The 18,357-nt window shown below is 71.8% G+C and carries 9 protein-coding genes; 1 reads left to right on the forward strand and 8 read right to left on the reverse strand.

Translation table 11 applies throughout. The features are described from left to right. Positions 1–57: 57 nt before the first annotated feature. The 3 genes from AKJ08_RS08095 to AKJ08_RS08105 all read right to left on the reverse strand — a co-directional run bounded on the left by AKJ08_RS08095 (position 58) and on the right by AKJ08_RS08105 (position 13,268). The gene (locus AKJ08_RS08095; RefSeq protein WP_157370566.1) at positions 58–11,442 is read right to left on the reverse strand and encodes a tetratricopeptide repeat protein; all 11,385 of its coding nucleotides are present in this window, start codon (positions 11,440–11,442) and stop codon (positions 58–60) included. 225 nt (positions 11,443–11,667) lie between these two features. Then, on the reverse strand, positions 11,668–12,309 hold the full coding sequence (cglE, locus tag AKJ08_RS08100) for an adventurous gliding motility protein CglE (RefSeq protein ID WP_050725602.1): 642 nt from the start codon (positions 12,307–12,309) through the stop codon (positions 11,668–11,670). Positions 12,310–12,581: 272 nt separating this feature from the next. Next, the gene (locus AKJ08_RS08105) at positions 12,582–13,268 is read right to left on the reverse strand and encodes a rhomboid family intramembrane serine protease (protein WP_050725603.1); all 687 of its coding nucleotides are present in this window, start codon (positions 13,266–13,268) and stop codon (positions 12,582–12,584) included. Between the two features lie 260 nt (positions 13,269–13,528). Here AKJ08_RS08105 and AKJ08_RS08110 point away from each other — a divergent pair, with 260 nt between their 5' ends. Beyond that, positions 13,529–14,479 carry a mechanosensitive ion channel family protein gene (locus tag AKJ08_RS08110; protein ID WP_050725604.1) on the forward strand — a complete coding sequence of 317 codons (951 nt, stop codon included), beginning with the start codon at positions 13,529–13,531 and terminating at the stop codon, positions 14,477–14,479. 53 nt (positions 14,480–14,532) lie between these two features. On the opposite strand, the gene AKJ08_RS08115 is transcribed toward AKJ08_RS08110, so the two are convergent. The 5 genes from AKJ08_RS08115 to AKJ08_RS08135 form a co-directional block, all read right to left on the reverse strand. Next, entirely contained in the window at positions 14,533–15,492 is a 960-nt protein-coding gene (locus AKJ08_RS08115; RefSeq protein ID WP_082342908.1) for an RluA family pseudouridine synthase, read from the reverse strand. A gap of 4 nt (positions 15,493–15,496) precedes the next feature. Next, positions 15,497–15,766: a hypothetical protein gene (locus AKJ08_RS08120; RefSeq protein ID WP_050727485.1), complete on the reverse strand. Its 270-nt coding sequence runs from the start codon at positions 15,764–15,766 to the stop codon at positions 15,497–15,499. 77 nt (positions 15,767–15,843) lie between these two features. Next, entirely contained in the window at positions 15,844–16,551 is a 708-nt protein-coding gene (locus AKJ08_RS08125; protein WP_050725605.1) for a helix-turn-helix domain-containing protein, read from the reverse strand. Further along, positions 16,548–17,564: a P-loop NTPase gene (locus tag AKJ08_RS08130; RefSeq protein WP_082342920.1), complete on the reverse strand. Its 1,017-nt coding sequence runs from the start codon at positions 17,562–17,564 to the stop codon at positions 16,548–16,550. The genes AKJ08_RS08125 and AKJ08_RS08130 overlap by 4 nt, the downstream gene beginning before the upstream one ends. Positions 17,565–17,721: 157 nt before the next feature. After that, positions 17,722–18,327, reverse strand: coding sequence for an HNH endonuclease (locus AKJ08_RS08135; protein ID WP_050725606.1), 606 nt, complete (start codon positions 18,325–18,327; stop codon positions 17,722–17,724). Between the last annotated feature and the right edge of the window lie 30 nt (positions 18,328–18,357).

The raw sequence follows: 18,357 nt of genomic DNA on the forward strand, positions 1-18,357 counted from the left end.
GCCGGACCGGGGGCCGAGCCCGGACCGAGATTCGGCCCGGTCCTCGGCCCCTATCGCCTAAGAATTGGGCACCACCACCGCGAGACCGAGGTCCTTGCGGAGCGTCGTCCAGCTCTCGGAGAGCGCGAACTCGACGAGGTCGCGCCGCATGGCCTCGGCTCCGCCCTGGGGGCCGTCCGCCGCCAGGCAACGGGACACGATCGCCAGATCCCCCGCGAGCAGGGCGCCCGCGCGGTTGGCGCTCGCCTCGGCCGCCTGGATGTAGGCACCGAGGTCGGGACGCGCGGCGGCGTAGGCCTTGCCCAGCTCCTCGAGGCGGCGATGCGCCGGCGCGGAGACCGTGCGCGCGAGGCGCTTCTTCACCTTGTCCAGGGCGTCGGGGTTGGATCGGGCTCGGTAGCCCGGCACTCCCAGCGCCACGGCGCTCTCGACGATGAGCTCGACCTCCGCGCGGGAGCGGAGCCGCGTCATGGCGAGCTCGGGGCGCGTCCACGCGAGCATCCGGCCGATGTGGAAGTAGAGCTCCTTCTTCGGCCGCTGGTCGGTGAAGAGCTCCTCGCCTGCAACCAGGCTCGGCGGGAGGGTGCCGGCGAGGTGCAGGCCCGTCACGCCCTGGACCTTGAAGAGCTCCACCGCCTCGAGACCGAGGGCCTTCGCCACCTGACGGTAGGCGCTCACGAAGAAGAGCATCGAGGTCGGCACGTCGACCCGATCCCGCTTCCGATCGATCCGGACCTCGCGGCCGTCGATCTTGAGCTCGCCGTGGTCCTTGGCGAAGAGCGAGCCGGCCTGCTCCTGGATCAGGGCCAGGATGCTCGCCGTGACGCCGCGGAGCTCCTCGTGGAGGAGGTGCTCGCGCCAATGACGTTCCGTGAGAGGTCTCGCGGCGGAGTCCTTGGCGAAGCCCTTGAGCCGCTGGAGGATCCCCTCTTCGTCGGCGCCTCCCTGTCCCAGCAGGGAGCTCACGACCTGCGCCGAGGAGTACGCGGAGTCGTAGTCCTTCCGGCGGGCCTGGAGCCGGACGAGGGACCTGGCGGCCTCCGTGGGCGAAGCCAGGAGCGGAAGGGCCTGCCGCCATGCGCCGATCGCCTCCGCCTCCGCGCCGCGGACGTTGCCGAGGAGCGAGGCGTACCGCTGTGCGGCATGGGCGTCGTCCGGCGCGAGCACGGTCACGGCCTTGTAGGCCTCAATGGCGGCGGCGGAGTCGGCGAGGGCCTCCTGGTAGAGGTCGGCGAGGGTGCGGAAGAGCACGGTCCTCGCGGCCTTGGTGCCCTCGGCCTTCGCGAGCCTCTCGATCATCCGGACGTAGGCAGCCTCGAGGCCGCGGTAGTCGCGGGCCTCCACCAGGATGGCCTCGAGCGCCTGGAAGGCGTCGGTCCGGTGCCAGTCGAGATCGAGCGCGTCGTTGAAGTGGGACATCGCCGTGCGGCGCAGGGAGGGATCGCGGTCGGCTTCTTCCCTCGCGAGGACGCCTGCGAGGGTATGCGCACGGGCGCCACGGGCTGGATCGACGGCGACCGCAGGCAGGGCGAGGAGCCGCTCCAGGATCTCCATGGCCTTGTGGCCCTGGCGGGTCTCCCGGTAGAGCTCCGCCAGTCCCTCGAGGAGGCCGGGATCGTCCGGCCGGAGCCGCAGGGCGGCGACGTAACTGTCGATGGCGAGGTAGTGATCGCCGAGCTGCCCGGTGGCCCGCTCCGCGATCGCCCGGAGGAGCTCGAGCTTCTCGTCGTCGTCCACGACCTCGATCAGCTTCTGCCGGTGGAGGATCCCGAGGTCGCCGTCGCCCTCCTTGTCGGCGATCGCGATCATCGCGCGGTGGGACTCGGCGTGCCACGGGTCGAGGTCGAGCGCGTTCCGGAGGCTCTTCTTGGCCGCCGGCTCGTCGCCGAGCTTCCGGCGGATCTCACCGATGGTGAAGTGGATCTCGACCACCTCGGGGTCGGTGAGGTCGTCCCGGTGGTGGATGAGGATCGCCTGGAAGACCTTGAGCGCCTGAGCGTGATCGCCTGCGGCCGCGACCTGGTGGGCGAGCCCCTCGGCAGCCGGGAGGAAGGTCGGATCCAGCTCGTAGGCTCGAGCGTAGCAGCGCCGCGCCTTCTCGCCCTTGCCCAGCCGCGCACAGACGAAGCCGAGGCGGTAGGTCTTCCGGGTGAGGAGCGACGGGTCACCGCCGCTCGCCTCGAGGCTCGCGCAGACCACGTCGAGGACGGTCTCCGCTCCCGCCCAGTCTTCGCGCTCGACGTAGAGCTCGGAGAGGGCCATCGCCGCGTCCGGATCGCCGGGCAGGTGGCGGCGCGCCTCCTCGAAGGAGCGGATCGCCGCGTCGGGGTCACCCCTCTCGTCGAGGAGGTGGCGACCGAGCTCCACGTGGAGCCGCGCCTTCTCCGCCGCCTCGACCGAGGCGCCGGCCTCCTGCTCGAGGACGCGCAGATAGGCATCCTGGTTGTCCTCGGCCCGGAAGATCGCGCGGAGCGCGCTCAGCGTGGGGACGTGATCCCGGTCGAGCTCGAGGGCGCGGTCGAAGGCCGCCCGGGCTGCGATTCGATCCTGCAGCATGTCCGCGTGGATCCGGCCGATCCGGTGGTGGAGCTCCACCGCCTCGGCGGTCTGGGCGGCGAGGTGCGCCTCCTGCTCGAGCATGGCCAGGGCCTGGGGCCAGTTGCCGCTCCGCTCGTAGATCCCGGCGAGGGCGGCGATGGCGGACCGACACCTGACGTCGAGCTCCAGGGCGGACAGATGGGCGGCCTCGGCTCCCGCCGGATCTCCCAGCTCGTCGAGGAGGACCTCGCCCAGCCGGACGCGCAGCTCCACCCGCTCGGCGCGAAGGGCCGGATCGTCGGCGATGACGGCGTCGTGATGGCGGTAGACCGCCGCGAGGCGATCCCACGAGCGCTGGTCGCGCAGCAGCCTGGCGAGCTCGCGGAGGGCGAGGAGGTTCTCGGGCTCGAAGGAGAGCACACCCTCCAGGCACGCGATCGCGTTGCCGGGGTTCTGGAGCCGCTGCTCCCAGATCGTCCCGGCCTTGAAGAAGATCCGGATCCGCTCCCGGGGATCTTCGACCACCTGCAGCTTCCGGTCGTAGACGTGGAGCAGCTCGGCGTAGCGATCGTGGTGGGTGAAGAGGCGCTCGAGGGCCTCCATCGCGTCGAGGTTGGCGGGGGCGATCTCTAGGACCCGCGCGTAGGAGGCGGCGGCGGCGTCGGGATCCTCGAGATCGACCTCCTGGATGGAGGCGAGGCGGAGCTGGAGCGCGATCTTCCGGACGTCGTCGCTCGCGAGGTCCCGGGTCCGCGCGAGGATCGCCGCGAGCTCGGTGAACTTCCGCTCGCGGCGGTAGAGGTCGGAGAGCGCGTCGAGCACGGCCTGATCGCCGGGATCCATCTCGAAGGCCCGGCGGAGCGAGTAGATCGCCTCGCCCGTGTCGTGGAGCTCTTCGTCGTGGATGCGGGCGACCTCGAGGAGGAGGCCTCGCTTCTCGTCGAGGGCAACGCCCTCCAGCTTCTGCTCGAGGACGAGGACGAGGGCGCGGTGCTGGCGCCGTCTGCGGTGGAGCCCGACGAGGGCATCGAGGGCACCGGCGTGCAGCGGATCGTGCTCGAGGATCCGCCTGTAGCTGGCCTCGGCCTCGGCGGCGTCGTCGAGCTCCCGGTCGAGGAGACGTCCACGGGCGAGCCAGAGGGCCTGGGCGACGGGAGCGGCCCCTGCCCCGTCGGCCACGCTCTCGTAGATCATCGTCAGCTCTTCCTGCATCCCGGTCTCGGCCGCGATCCGCTCGAGCTCGGCCCGGAGGTCATCCCGGTCGGGCGAGAGCTCGAAAGCGGCGCCGAGCTTGGCGAAGGCGAGCTCCTTCTGGCCGAGGCGGTCCGCGAGAACGGTGGCGAGCTCGCGCAGGAGCGCGGTCTTCTCCTCGTCGTCGGGGCAGTGGACCGCGAAGCGCTCCGTGGCCCGGGCGTAGCGCCGCCAGTCGGCGCCGGCGCGGTAGAGCTCGCGGAGCCTGTCGAACGACTGCCGGTCGGCGGGCCTTCGCTCGAGGATCTTCTCCAAGGGAGCGGCGCCCGCCCCCTTTCGCCCGAGCTCGACGTCGAGGATCCGGGCCATCTCGGCCCAGAGATCGATCGCGTTCTCTTCGCTCTCGAGGGCGGCGCGCGCTTCGAGGCAGCGGATCACCTCGGTCCACGCCCCCTTGGCGCGGAAGATCGCCTCCACCCTCTCGAGCTCGGCGAGGGTGTGCGGCTCGAGGTCGAGCACGCGCTTGAGGCTGTCCAGCGCCTCCTGGGCGCTGCCCATCGCGAGGAAGGCCTCGGCGAGCTCGATGCGGACGGCCTTCACCTCGGCAGCGCCGTCCTGCAGCGGGATGAGGCGACGGAGGATCCCGACGAGCTCCCCTGCCTCGCCCCTGGATGCGTGGATCTTGCGGAGGGCCTCGAGGGCCTTCCGGTTGCGCGGATCCCGATCGAGCACGGCGCGGAAGCTCGCGATCGCGTCGTCCTCGGCGTCGAGCCGGCCGAGGTGGAGCAGGCCGAGCCTCTCGTTCAGCCGCACGATCTCACGGGGATCGAGGGTGTGGGCCAGGCGGGAGCGCAGGAGGCCGGCGAGATCGTCGAACTTCCCCGCCTCCTCGTAGAGGGCCTCGAGCCGCGAGAGCGCGGCCTCGTTCCTCGGATCCCGCGCGAGGATCTCGCGGGAGTGCTCGATCGCGACGTCGGCGCGGCCGAGGGTGGCGGCGAGCTCCGCGATCCGCTGGAGGAGCGCGGTCTGCGCCTCGCCCCCTTCGACGCGGCGCTGACGGACGAGGTTCTCGAGGAGCTCGTCCGTGGCCCCCTTCCCCTCGTAGAGCGGCGCGAGGGCACGCAGGGCCTGCTGGTGCTCGGGATCCAGGGCGAGCACGGCCTCGTAGGCAACGACTGCGCGTTCGGGATCGCGGAGCTGGCGCTCGGCGAGCTGGCCGAGGCGGACGAGGGTCTCGATCCGGTGTGCTGGCTCGGAGGCGTGGGCCAAGCGGCCCAGCACCTCCGCCAGCTCCTCCCACCGCTGCTCCCTGGAAAGGAGGCGCTCCAGAGCAGGGAGGACGGCGGGCTCGGTGGAGAGGTCGAGGCCGCGCGCACGCTGGAGCCAGCGGATCGCGCCGGCGTCGTCGTGAGCCTTGTTTTCACTAACGGTGGCAAGGTGGAGGGCGAGCCTGGCCGCCGATGCGGGCGATCCGATCCGCCCGAGCTGCTCGTCGGCGATGGCGAGCCACTCCTCCACCGAATCCGCCGCCACGGCGACCGCGGCGATCCGCTCCCAGAGCGCCTCGTCGGAGGGCTCTTCGCGGAAGGCCCTGCCGAGGGCGAGGAAGGCGAGATCGGGGCGCTGCTGCGACCCCTGGCGGAGGTCGGCCAGCTCGAGGAGCGCGGCCTTGCGCGCCTCCGGATCGGCGACGATCGAGGCACGTCGCTCGACGAGCTCGGCGCAGCGCTGCCAATTCCGGGTCGCGCGGCAGGCCCCCTCGAGCAGGGCGAGGGGCTCCAGCAGATCGGCGCCCGCGCCTCCCTCGAGCATCACCTCCAGCTTGTCGACCGCGGCGAAGTTCGCGGGATCCTCGGAGAGGATCCGGTGCAGGGCATCGAGCGCTCCCGCCCGATCGCCGAGGCGGCCGTCCCGGAGCTCGGCGAGCCTCGCGAGCATGCCGTGCCGGGAGGAGGCGTCGGCCTCGGCGTGGGCCCGTCGATCGAGGAGCTCCGCGAGCTCGCCCCAGCTTCCCACCGCGAGGCAGAGTCGCTCCATCCCGTCGAGGGCCGCCTTGTTGCCCGCGTCGAGCTCCAGCACCCGCCGGAGGCTGGCGAGGGCAGCGTCCGGCTCGCCCAGGCGCTCCTCCTGCATCCGCGCGATCTCCAGGAGGTGCGCAGCGGCCAGGCCGGGATCCTCCTCGCGCGCGAGGAGCGAGCGGAGCACGGCCACGTGGCCGCGCGGATCCTGCTGCCCGGCGTCGAGCCGCGCGATCGCCCGAAGCGCGTCCAGGTCGTCTGGCGCCAGCGCGTGCACGCTCTTCCACGCCTCCGCGGCCCCGCGGGCGTCACCCGAGGACTCGCAGAGCGTGGCCCGCGAGCGGAGCAGGCGGACCCGCGCCTCGCCCGTGCGGGACGACATCGAGCACTCCGCCAGGAGGCCGGCCAGCTCGTCCTCCGCGCCGGAGGCGACAGCGGCAGAGACGGCGATCTCGAGGTGGGCGGAGTCGTCGGGGTCGGCTCGGAGCGCCCGGCCCGCCGAGAGGAAGGCCATCTCGGGCGAGTCGAGGGGCCCCGCGTAGATCGAGGCCATCTTCGAGTAGAGCGAGGCGCGGTTGGGCGGGTCGCGCTCCACCGCGGCGATGGCCTCGAGGAGCTCGAGGAGCCGGCGGTGGTCGTTCTCGGCCTCGAGGATCGGGGCGAGCACGGATGCGGCGCGGGCCCGAAGCGACGGATCTCGATCCGCCACGAGGGCGTCGAGGGCCGCGCGGGACTCCGGGTGAGCCGGGAATTCGGCGAGGTTGGCCGCGTGGAGGGCGAGAGCTCGGTCGAGATCTTCCATGTGGTCCTTCCGGATCGCGGCCAGGCGGGCCCGCAGGCGAAGCCGATCGTCGAGCCCGAGCGCGGGATCGGCGAGCCGGCCTTCCATGTGCTCAGCGAGGTCGGCCCACCTCGCCGTGTCCTCGAGGAGCCTCACGAGAAGCTCCAGGGCGGCGGGCTCGTCGGGAGAGAGCGCGAGGACGGCGCGCAGCGCGGCGACGGCCCGATCGGGATCCCTCGCGTCCTCGTGGAGGAGCCTCGCCCTCTCCAGCAGGAGCGCGAGGCGCGAGGCCGGATCCGCTTCGAGCTCCGCCTTTCGGGCGAGGAGCTCGTCGAGAGCGTCCCAGTCTCGGATGGAGCGATGGAGCCTCTCGAGGGCGGCGATCGCGTCCCGATCGCCGGGCGCCTCGGCGGCGACTGCCTGCCAGGCGGCGATCGCGGCCCTCGGATCGTCCTGCTGCCTGAGCTCCGCCACGCGGCGCTGCAGCCCGAGGGAGGACTCGGGGTCGCGACGCAGGGTCGCCTCGTAGAGGTCGGCGAGCTCGGCGTGCTTGCCTGCCGCCGACGCGAGCCGCTCCAGGTGGGCGGGATCGGTCTCGAGCCTCTCGGCGAAGGCGCGGGCGCAGACGGCGAACGCCCGGTCCGGGCGCTCGAGCTCGGTCTCGAGGATCTCCCTGAGCTCGATGAAACGCCGGGCGCGCTCCTCCGAGTCGGCAGGGCCCGAGAGCCGCGCCTCGCGGAGCTCCACGCGGAGCTCGTGCTCACCCGTCGCGCGAAGGATGGGCTCCAGGATCTCGAGGGCCGTCGACGCGAACGAGTCGTGGCTCCGCGCCCAGTCGGTGAGGGCCTCGCAGGCGTCCACGTGGTCGGGATCGGCGGCGACGATCTCTCGGTAGAGCTCGAGGGCGCCCTTGGAATCGCCGAGGGAGCGGCGCAGCCCGGCCAGGCGGACCGCGAGCTCCCTCGCCGCCAGCGTCTCTCCGGCCTGCACCGAGAGGTCGCGGCGGCGCTCCACCACCCACGCGAGCTCCTGCGGATCGCCGCCGGCGGCATGGAAGCCGTCCAGGTGAACGAGGGCCTCGGCGTCCTTGGGATCCGCCTCGGCGATCTTGCGCCAGCACGCCGCGGCGCGAACCGGATCCGCTCCGGCGGCGACGGCGGCCTCCCTCCACAGGGCGAGGCGCTCCCGGAGGTCGTAGACGACGGCGGCGAGGGCCATGCAGCTCTCGTAGAGCGCGACTGGGTCGCCCTCCTCGCGGCTCAGGCGGTGGAGGCCCCGGAGCGCGTCGAAGCTCGAAGGATCGAGGCGTCGCATCCGCTCGTAGCGCTCGGTCGCCCGCTTGCGGTCGCCCAGGCGCTTCTCGTAGAGCTCCGCGAGCTCCCGCTCCAGGGCGAGGAGCTGCGTCGGCGGCAGCGTCCCGGCGCGACGCTCGGCGACGGAGGCGACCAGGTCGGCGAGCTCCTCGAGGCAGTCGCACTCAGCCGCGGCGACCCGGAGCTCGGAGCGCAGGAGCGCGTCCTCGGGCGAGTCCTCGAAGGCCCGCGCCAGGGCGGCGAACGAGAGCGCCGGGCTCTTGAGCTCCCTCGCGGAGAGCTGGGCGAGGCGGCGCAGCTCCTTGGCCCGCCAGGCGGGATCGTCCGAGGAATCGATCTGGATCTCGAGGACGCCGTGGAGCTTCCTCCACTCCGCCGCTGCGATGTACGGCCTCTCGAGGGCGCGGGCCGCTGCCACGCGCGCCTCGGGATCGCCGAGGAGCCCCTCGAGGCCCACGAGCGCCTCTGGATCCCGCGAGCGGATGGCGAGGATCGCCGCGTAGTCCGCGACGGCTGCCGCCCGGCTCCCGCTCTCCTCGAGCACCTTCGCGCGCTGGAGCGCGAGGGCCGAGGCACGAGCAAGGTCGCCGGCCTCGTTGAAATGGTCGATCTGGCGGCTCAGGACGTCGGCGAGCTCCGCGCGGAGGCCGGCGGCCTCGAGGGCCTCCGTGAGCCGGGGCAGGACGGCCCGCTCGTCGGCGCCCGCCGCCAAGGCGGCCCGGAGCGCCGTGGCGGCGTCCTCGTGGCGGCCCAGCCGGCGGAGGTAGCCAGCGCGCCGAAGATGGAGGTCGGGGCTCTCGGTACGCTGTGAACGAAGGAGGCGCTCCAGGTACGAGTCCGCCTCGTCCCACCGCTCTCCACTCGCCGCGAGCGCTTCCAGCGCTGCGAGAGAGGTGCCGCTCTCTGGATCGAGCTCGAGCAGGCGGTGGTGCGCTGCCGCGACGAGCTCCTCGTCGCCGCCCGCGCGGATCGCGCGCCCGGCGAGCTCGCGATCGAGGGCCGCGTCGGGCCCGCGCCACGCGTTCCGGAAGATCCCGACGAGCTCTGCACGCGCGCCCAGCTCAAGGCCGAGGCGCTCCAGCGAGTCGAGGACGGGGCCAGTCGAAGGCGACTCCGCGAAGGCGCGGGTCAGCGCGGCGAAGGCGGCGCGGGCGTCGCCCAGCCGCTCCTCGTGGATCTCCGCGAGCGAGGCGAGGATGGAACCGCGGGCGGCGGGCTCGCTCTCCGCGCCCAGGCGCGCCTCGAGCATCGCGGCGTGGCGATGCCACTCGCCCCTCGCTGCGAAGAGGGGCGCGAGGGCCTCCGCGATCCGCGGGGCCTCGACGCCGGCCTGCACCAGCGCTTCCAGGGCGTCCACGACTCCCGGCTGCTCGGGCGACTCGGCCAGGATCCGAAGGTAGAGCTCGGCTGCCTCCCCGGGCCGATCGAGGCGGGTGGCGAGGAGCCGTGCGAGCTCGGCCCTGGCGGCGGCGCGAGCCTCGCCGGGGCGTGACGCGAGGGACTCGAGGGCGTCGCGCTGCTCGGCCCAGCGGCCGAGGGCCCCGAGCGCTGCGGCGAGCTTCCGCTCCACCCCTTCATCCGGCCCCAGCTCGAGGAGCCGGCGGTAGATCTCCACCGCCGCCTCGGGCTTCGCCTCGTGATGGGCGGCGAGCTTCTCGAGGAGGGACCGCCTCTCGGTTGGATCGGTCGCCTGCGCCAGGCGGGTGCGCCACGCCTCAGCGAGCGCCTCGCCCTCCCCCGCCAGCGAGAGCAGCCTCTCGAGCTGGGTGGCCGTCTCGGCGTTGGCCGGGTCGAAGGCGCGGAGCTGCTCGAGGACGTGGGCGGCGTCGCCGGGCCTGCCGAGGTCCTTCTCGAGGACGTGCGAGAGGCGCTCCAGGATCCGGCGCTGCACGCCGCGGTCGCTCACCGAGACGAGGGCCGAGTGGTAGAAGCGCGCCACGTCGCCAGAGGAGCGCGCGAGCCGGCCCGCCGCCTCGAGCTCCTCGTGGAGCTCGTGGTTCTCGGGCGCGACCAGGAACGCGCGCCCCAGGAGGCGCAGCCGCTCCGCAGGGGCCTCCACGGAGGATGCCGCCCGCTCGAGGAGGTCCCGCTTCTCGCCGGGATCGCGAATTCGATCGCTGCGCCTCTCGAGGAGGCCCGCGAGCACCGACGACTCGCCGGCGCTGGCCAGGAGCGGCATGAGCAGCGACTCCGCCCGCTCCAGCCGAGAATCCAAGCGCAGTGCCGCCTCGAGGTGGCGGCGCGCCCGGGCCTCTTCGCCGAGGCCGAGGAGGAGCTCGGCCAGCCTGACCCGGAGCGCGTTGGTCTCGCGGGTCGGCTCGACCGGCTTCCGGACGGCGGTGCCCGGACCGCGCTGGGCAGCCGAGCCCACGACGTTCAGATGGCGCTCCAACAACTCCACCGCCCGGTCCGAACGGCCGTCGTCCTCGAAGACCTCGAGGAGCGGAACGACCGCGTCGCGGCGAGACGGATCCAGGGTCGCGGCCTGCTCGAGGGCTTCGAGGCTGCGCGGCCGGTCGTCGAAGCGAACGCCGTAGAGGTTGGCGAGGCGAACCTTCAGCTCGGCCTGATCGGCGGGATCGGGCGTGCCGGGGACCAGCGCCTCGTATGCGACCGCCAGCCCGGCGAAGTCGCCTGCCGAGGCGTGCCGATGCTCGAGGAGCTCGAGGGCGTCGGGGTTGCCCGGCCAGAGGAGGAACGCGCGCTCGAGGGCCTCGCGGCTGTGCTCCTCGCCGTCAGGCGACGAATCGTAGACGCCGTGGAGGGCGGCGATCTGCACGTAGAGCCGCGAAGCCGCCTTGCGATCCCGCTCCTCGACCGCCCGGGCACGCAAGCCCCGCGCCTCCTCCGTCCACTCCGCCCGACGCCGCTGCAGGCCGTCCAGGACCGCTCGCGCGGGCGCGCAGTCGGGATCGACGGCCACGGCCGAACGAGCGAGAGCGTCGGCGAGCTCGTGCCGGAACGGCCGCTCGAGGGCGAGAGCGGCGAGCGCCGCCAGCCGGCCAGCGCCCTGGGTCGACTCCCCGGGTCGGGCTGCGAGCTCGCGCTCGACGATGCCCTTGGCGGCCTCCAGCCGCCCCAGCTCGACGTTCGCCTCCCGCGCAAGGGCGAGCGCCTGGGGATGGTCCTCCACCAGCCGCAGCGCCCGCTGCCACATCTCGAGGGCGTGGGGCTTTCGTCCGTTCTCCCGGTCGAGGAGGCGGCCCAGCGAAACGTAGGCCTCCGCGGCCTCCTCGGGGGTCGCCGCCCGGAGCGCCTCGCGCTCCAGGAGCTCGCAGAGGGCCGCGTGGTCTCCCCTCTCCTCGTAGAGATCCTTCAGGCCCTCGCGACCCGCCACGTGGTTGGGATCCTGCTCGTGGAGGCGCCTGAGCCAGGCCTCTGCCCTGTCCGGATCCTCGAGCTGATCGAGGAGCAGGCCTGCGGCGCGGACCATGAGCTCGGAGGCGTCCGGCCCCTCGCGCTCGATCCGGCCCTCGTAGAGGTGCAGCAGCTCGGCCCAGCGCGCCTTCTCGCGGAGCGACTCCTCCAGCGAAGCGAACGAAGCCGGATCGCCCGGAGTGAGACGGTGAAACACATCGCTACCGAGAGTCCGGTCATCCATGGACGTACCCAAGCCCCGGGCGCGCGCGGGGCCTCCGCAAGGGTACGCGGCGCGGGGATTTCTTCGAAGAAGCCGAGGATCTTAGCCGCGCTGCTCGGGCGGTCAATGAAAGCGCTCGGTCGTTCCCCGATCGGCCCGGCGAAACCGGGCAAGTGGAGAACGGGCGCGCCCGGAGGCGCGCCTTTCGTGTGGGCGGAGCGGGCGCTGGATGGCCCACCGCCGGTGCTAGAACGTGTACTTCGCGTGGGGGAGCACGGCCATCCCGACCGCGTTGCCCGCGTCGCCGAGGAGCGCCATGCCGTCCAGCTCGATGCCGACGGAGAAGTGGCGCAGGCGGGTGAAGTACTCGACCCCGAGGCCGCCGGCGGCGAAGAAGCCCTGCTCGTCGACGATCCCGATGGGCCGCGAGAGCGTGGGGCCGCCCGCCGCGCGGGCGTAGACGAAGGTGCGATCCTGCCCGTTGTCGTCCTGGAAGCGGAGGAAGGCGAGGCGGAGCGACGCACCCGCCATCATCGTCTGGAAGTCGCCGCGGGCCCGCTTGGGGTTGAGGGCGTCGTCGGTGATGGCCCGGTAGGTCGAGGGCGCACCCACCGACTGGCCCCAGATCACCACGCCGAGTTGGAGGAACTTCGAGACGTCGTAGCCCGCCTCGAGACCGAAGAGGCTGCCGACGCCGGACGGCGCGCCCTCCCCCGGAAGGTTGAAGTAGTAGACCGCCCCGAAGCTGGAGCCGACCCAGGGTCCGCGCTCGACCTCACGGTAGGTGAGGCCGGGGCGATCGCCCTGCACCTGCGCGTGGGCAGGGATGGCGACCGCAATCGCAGACAACGAGCCCAGGCAGGCCGCCAGGGCGAGCGAAAGACGCATTCGGCTCTCCTCCGTCAGATCCGAAAGGTGAAAAGCTACCACAGTGTCGGGGGGTCGTGAAGAAATCACGACCCCTCGCGGAGCCGAAGGCGGAGCCACGGAAAGGCGCGATCGCGCGAAGCGCGGCTGAAGATGTCGGGCCCGCTTCGGCGGGACCGATATCTTCATTCGCTCGGGGACGAAGGAAAGTGCTCGCTCGTCGACAGCGCATGTGGGGAGCGGTCGCGAACGCAACCACCACAGTCGGCGCCATCGACCGATGAGCGCGGCGGCTATCGCAACGGCGGACTCGCGACCGCTAGCGCGATCGCCCCGACGAGGACGAGCGCGCCCACCAGGCCTGCGCCCTTCGCCAGGAGGCCGGTGCGAGCCGTTCGCGGCTGCAGGAGCCAGCCGACGGCGAGGCCGCCGCCGAGGCCGCCGAAGTGGCCCATCCAGTCGATGTTGGGGACCGCGAAGCCGTAGGCGATCATGAACGCCGACCACGCCAGGAGCTGTTTCAGCAGGGACTTGCCCTGCGGCGTCAGATGGTCGCGATGCCGGAGGAAGAACGCGATCAGCGCGCCTTCCAGGCCGAAGATCGCGCCGGACGCCCCGGCGCTCAGCTTCACCGTGAGGAGGGTCAGGGCGGAGCCGGTGATTCCGGTGAACACGAAGAGCGCGAGGGTGGTCGCGCTGCCGAAGGTGATCTCGCTGAGCCGCCCGAGCTGCCAGAGCGCCCACCCGTTCATCAGCAGGTGGACCGGGCCGATGTGGAGCAGGGTCGCCGTCACCAGGCGCCACCATTGGCCCCCTTCGAGGACGAGCGGCGTGTAGTTGGCCCCCAGGCGGGCGAGCACCATGCCGTTCTGGGATCCACCCGAGAGGACCTCGATGATGAAGGCCGCGATCAGGAGGGCGAGGATGCCGCTGGTCGCCGGAAAGCTCCCCAGGAGCGAGATGCGGGACGGCTGGTTCATTGCGTTCCCACTATAAAGCCACGGCGTGGGGCCACGCTTCCCGATCGGCACGCCGTCGCGCGCTTCCCGCCGGATTTCGTGGGAATGGGAGCGAAGCGCCGGTTGTCGTCGAGGGCTGGATCCGGCCACGAGATGGGCAGGGCATCACGCTGAACGTGAACGGATCCGACACGGTTTGCGCAGACGCGAAGAGCGCCGGTCATTCGTGGTAGCGTCCGCGCTCGCTGCAGGCCCGTTGGCCTTCCTCCGGTGGAGCACCGATGTTCGAATCGCTGCGAGCGTACGCGACGGAAGCCTGGGACCTGCACGCCGTGCGGTTCGCGTTCTCGTTCCTGAGCATCGTCGGGATCCTCGCCGGCGCGAAGGTCATCCAGTCCATCCTCGCCCGCCTCACGGCCTGGGCGCTCCGTCCCCGGAGCGGGAAGTGGGATCTCGCCGCGGCGCAGCGGCGCGCCCAGACGCTCCTTCCGCTGCTGGTCGAGATCGAGCGCTACCTGCTCTACACCGCGGTGGCCGTGGCGATCCTCGCCCGCTTCGGCATCGACACCGCCGCGATCTTCGCCTCCGTCGGTGTGGTCGGTGTCGCCCTCGGCTTCGGCGCCCAGAACCTCGTCAAGGACATGATCGCGGGCTTCTTCCTGCTCTTCGACGGCCTCGTGGCCGTCGGCGACGTGATCAAGATCGACGACAAGACCACCGGGACCGTGGAGGCCGTGGGCCTTCGCAACACCCAGGTTCGCGACTTCAGCGGCCTCCTCTGGATGATCCCCAACGGCGATCTCCGGCAGTTCGGCAACCTCAACCGCGGCTGGATGCGCGCCGTGGTGATCCTCGAGGTGGCCTACGAGGCCGACGTCCCGAAGGCGATGGAGCTCGCCCGGCAGGCGGGCGAGACCTGGGCCGCCGCGAACCCCGAGAAGGTGATCGAGCCCCCCGAGGTCCACGCCCTCCTCGGCATGGCCCAAGCGAGCCTGAGCCTCCGCCTCGTGATGAAGGTGAAGCCGAACGAGCAGTGGCCCGCCGAGCGCGCCCTGCGCCTCATGGTGAAGGACCGCTTCGTCGCCGAGGGCATCGAGCTCCCCTACCCCCGCCACGTGCTCCTGGACGGCCCGAAGCGCCCGCCCGCCCAGCCGGCGGCCGGCAAGGCGCTCGCCAGCGTCTCGGCCTCCGACTCCGAGGCTCCGCCCACGACCACGAAGCAGCCGGCGTAGCATTCCGAGGCGCAGCGATGTCACGCCTCGCGGACGACTGCGAGGCGGCGAGATCACGCCCTCAAGACGTCGAGGGCGGCCTGGAAGTCGGCGGGGATCGGCGCCTCGAACGCGAGCCGATCGCCGCTGCGGGGATGCGGGAACGCGAGCCTGTGCGCGTGCAGGGCCTGGCGGCCGATGGCGGCGGCGGCGCGGCGAGCGACGGAAGAGGCCGGGAGCTTCGCCTCCTTCCGCTCGCCGCCGTACTCGCGATCCGCGAGGATCGGATGGCCGGCCTCGGAGAGGTGCACCCGGATCTGGTGGGTGCGGCCGGTCTCGAGGTCGACCTCGAGGAGGGAGGCGCCGGCGAAGCGCTCGAGGATCCGCACGTGCGTCACGGCGCGGCGCTCGGGGCCGATCGGGTTGCGACCGGTGTACTTGGTTCTCACCCTGGGATGACGGCCGTAGGGCGTGTCGAGGGTGAACGCATCGGCGGACGGGACGCCGTGCACCAGCGCCAGATAGCGCTTCTCGACGGTGCGGCTCCGGAAGGCCGCCTGGAGGCTCTCAAGGGACGCCTCGCTCTTGGCGACCACCAGGCAGCCGGAGGTGTCGCGGTCGAGGCGGTGGACGATGCCCGGGCGCTCTGCGCCGTCGAAGCGCTCCATCTCCCGGACGTGGAAGAGGAGCGCGTTGACCAGGGTGCCGTCGGGCCTGCCGGCCGCCGGATGGACGACGATCCCCGGCTCCTTGTCGAGGACGATGACGTCGTCGTCCTCGTGGAGGATCCGCAGGGGGAGCTCCTGGGCCTCGGGCTCCGCAGGGCGTTCGGCGGGAATCTCGACCTCGATCGTCTCACCGCCCCTGAGGCGCTGGGAGGCCTTCGCCGCCGCGCCGTTCACGCGCACGAGCCCTTCGTCGATCAGCGCCTGCAGGCGGGAGCGGGAGAGCTCCGCGTGGCGACCGGCGAGGAATCGATCGAGCCGGACGTCTCCGGCTTGCGGAGGGACGAGGTGGCGGACGAGCTCGGACAAGGACCTACAGCCAGATCTTCGAGCGGACGTGGCCTCGGCTGCGGACGATGATGTCGACGACCGCGCGGTCGAAGAAGTTGGACGTCCGGTAGAGCTCCTGAGAGACGCGGCTGCGGTAGAGGTCGCGCCCCTCCTCGAGCTCGGCCTCGAGCGCGTCGAAGAGGTTGTCCTGCTCGAGCCCCTTGACGATCTTCTCTTCGTTGTACAGCGAGATGTCGGAGGCGATCGCCCTGGCGAGCCGATTCGCCTTCGTCTTCTCCTCGTCGGTGGGCATGCTCCCCGCCTCCACGGTCATCGAGCGTCGAACGCTGTGTGTACTGGCGGGGATTCTAGGTACGCATCGTACGCCAGTCAACGAATGCCACGGCGAGCGAGGTAGGTCTCGGCGACGCGGGCCGGGTCGAGCCGCAGTTCCCGGGCGTAGGACTGGAGGAAACCCCGGAGGAAAACGCGATCCGGCAGGCGGGAGAAGGCCTCCTCCTCGATGCTCTCGAGGTGGTTGACGCCGATCCGGGTCCGGGTCGAGACGTCCCTCAGCGAGATCCCTCTCACCTCGCGGACCTCGCGGAGGAGCGCGCCGGTGAACTCGGTGTTCTCGTCGATTCGGGGCAGGGACCGCGAGGGCCTGGCCGGCGCCGGGGGCGGCGAGGTCCGCACCAGCCCGAGGCTCTGCGGGGGCGCCGGAGCAGCGAGGTCTTCCACCTCGAGGACGTCCTCGTCGCCGAGCTCGAGGACGACCTCGTCCTCCTCTCGATCGGGCTCGCTCGTGGCGCTCTGGTCGGCAGGCGACGCCTCGTCTGGGATCTCGCTCGGCTGCAGAGACGACTCAGGCGCGATCCCGTTCGCCTCGTCCCACGCCCTGCGGGCCTGGTTGTCGGAGAGGAGCCGAAACGCCGCCCGGACCTCCTCGCGATGCCGCCTCGTCTCGCTTTCGTCGACGAGCGAATAGAGCGCGAGGGAATCGGCAGCGAAGATCGCCGAGAGCTTCTCGTAGGCCTGCCGGATCTCCTCGTCCGACGCGCCGGGCGCGACACCGAGGACCTCATAGGGGCGGATCACGGCGAGCCGACCTCCCGCTTCACCTCGAGGGCGAGGAGCTTGTCGGCGATCTCGGCCAGATCCTCCGCGATGGGCTGATCCGGACGCTCGAGGAGGAGCGGCCGCCGGGCACGCCCCGCCTGCCAGGCGTCGACGTCGTGGCGCAGGAACCCCAGATAGCTGAGATCGAGGCCGAAGAAGCGCCGCCAAGCCAAGCAGATCCCGTCGCCGAGCTTCAGGTCGGCTGCCTCGCGGACGCCGTTCACGACCAGGAGCGGGCGGAAGCTTCGGATCTCCTCCTCGAGCTGCCTCGCCGCGGCAGGATCGCGCTGGGCGACCTCCTCTACGAGCTTGAGCGGGCTCGGGTTCGCCGTAGCGAGCAGCGCCTCCTCGATCCCCCAGGCCATCCCGTGGATCGCCTGCGCCGCCTTCAGGCGGCGGAAGAGCGCGGCCTTGAGGAAGCGGTACGCGTTCTCGACCGAGGTCGGCTCGGGTACGAGGGTGACGATCCCGTGGTCGGCGAGGAGGAAGAAGTCGATGACGTTGAAGTGGCTGCCCGCGCCGAGGTCGAGGATCGCCACGTCGACGTCGAGATCCTGCACGGCGCGCATCAGCCGCAGCTTCTGCTGATGCAGGGGGTTCGCTGCAGCGATCGTGTCCGACGAACCCGAGATCAGACGGAGCCCCGGCACCCCGGCGTCGACGGCGATCTCGTCGAGGGAGGCCTTCTTGCGGAGCACGAAGTCCGAGAGCGTCGCCTCGGGGTGGTCGATTCCGAGACAGGTGTGGAGGTTCGCGCCGCCGAGGTCGAGATCGATCAGCGTCACGGACAGGCCGCGGCCGGCGAGCTCGATGCCAAGGTTGGCGGAGATCAACGATTTGCCGATGCCGCCCTTGCCTCCCCCCACGGCGACGATCCGGCGAGCGCGGACGGGCTTGCGTGTGAAGCGACCGTTCACTCGCCCTGGCCCGGCCAGGCTATCGCTCTGGGGAAATGTTTCGGGGTCGACGGGGTTCGATTTCGAGCGCTCCATCGGGGCGTGACCCTACCACGTTCGCCCACCTCCCGGCGGTCTCATCCGCGCGCATGAAGAACTCGGTCCCGCGGATGCGGGCCCGGGTTCTTCAGCTCGCGCTTCGCGCGAGAGCGCTCCTTTCCGTTTGCTCCGCCTTCGGCTCCGCGCGAACCGCTCACTCCTCCCTGAGCTCGGTGTTCCAGTACGAGGCGTCGACCATCGAGAGGAAGGGTCGCCACGCGCTGTGGCCGGGACCGCCGCGGCCCGGCGGGCGGAAGAGCGGGCTCCACTTCGGGCGGATCGGCTCGTTGAGGAGCCGCATCCCCGCCTGATCCGGCGTTCGGTTCGCCTTCTTCAGGTTGCAGGGGATGCACGAGCAGACGACGTTCTCCCACGAGGTGCAGCCTCCGTGGGAGCGGGGCTTCACGTGGTCGAGGTTGAGCTCGGATCGGGGGAGCCGCCGGCCACAGTACTGGCAGGTGTTGTCGTCCCGCAGGTAGATGTTGTGGCGGGAGAAGCGGACCCTCGTCCGGGGAAAGCGGTCGAAGGCGGTGAGGACGACCACCCGCGGCACCCGGATCCTCCGGGTGGGGGTCCCGATCGAGTCCGAGCCGATCTCCGCCGCCAGCGAGGCCCAGGAGGAGAAGTCGAAGAGGCGGAACTCCTCGTCGATCGCCTGGGCAATCCCCTGGTAGAGCAGCGAGAAGGCGCGCCGGACCGTCGTCACCTGGATGGGTTGGAAGAGGCGATTGAGGACGAGGACGTTTGTGTCCAGAAGCACGTTTCCTCCGGGTAGCTCCCCTCCCGCCTG

The sequence above is a fragment of the Vulgatibacter incomptus genome, from assembly GCF_001263175.1.
GTDB lineage: Bacteria > Myxococcota > Myxococcia > Myxococcales > Vulgatibacteraceae > Vulgatibacter > Vulgatibacter incomptus.

Bases quoted from the DNA above. Each gene is read 5' to 3' on its own strand.
- AKJ08_RS08095 (WP_157370566.1), bottom strand. From the start codon at position 11,442: ATGGATGACCGGACTCTCGGTAGCGATGTGTTTCACCGTCTCACTCCG.
- cglE (WP_050725602.1), bottom strand. From the start codon at position 12,309: ATGCGTCTTTCGCTCGCCCTGGCGGCCTGCCTGGGCTCGTTGTCTGCG.
- AKJ08_RS08105 (WP_050725603.1), bottom strand. From the start codon at position 13,268: ATGAACCAGCCGTCCCGCATCTCGCTCCTGGGGAGCTTTCCGGCGACC.
- AKJ08_RS08110 (WP_050725604.1), top strand. From the start codon at position 13,529: ATGTTCGAATCGCTGCGAGCGTACGCGACGGAAGCCTGGGACCTGCAC.
- AKJ08_RS08120 (WP_050727485.1), bottom strand. From the start codon at position 15,766: ATGCCCACCGACGAGGAGAAGACGAAGGCGAATCGGCTCGCCAGGGCG.
- AKJ08_RS08130 (WP_082342920.1), bottom strand. From the start codon at position 17,564: ATGGAGCGCTCGAAATCGAACCCCGTCGACCCCGAAACATTTCCCCAG.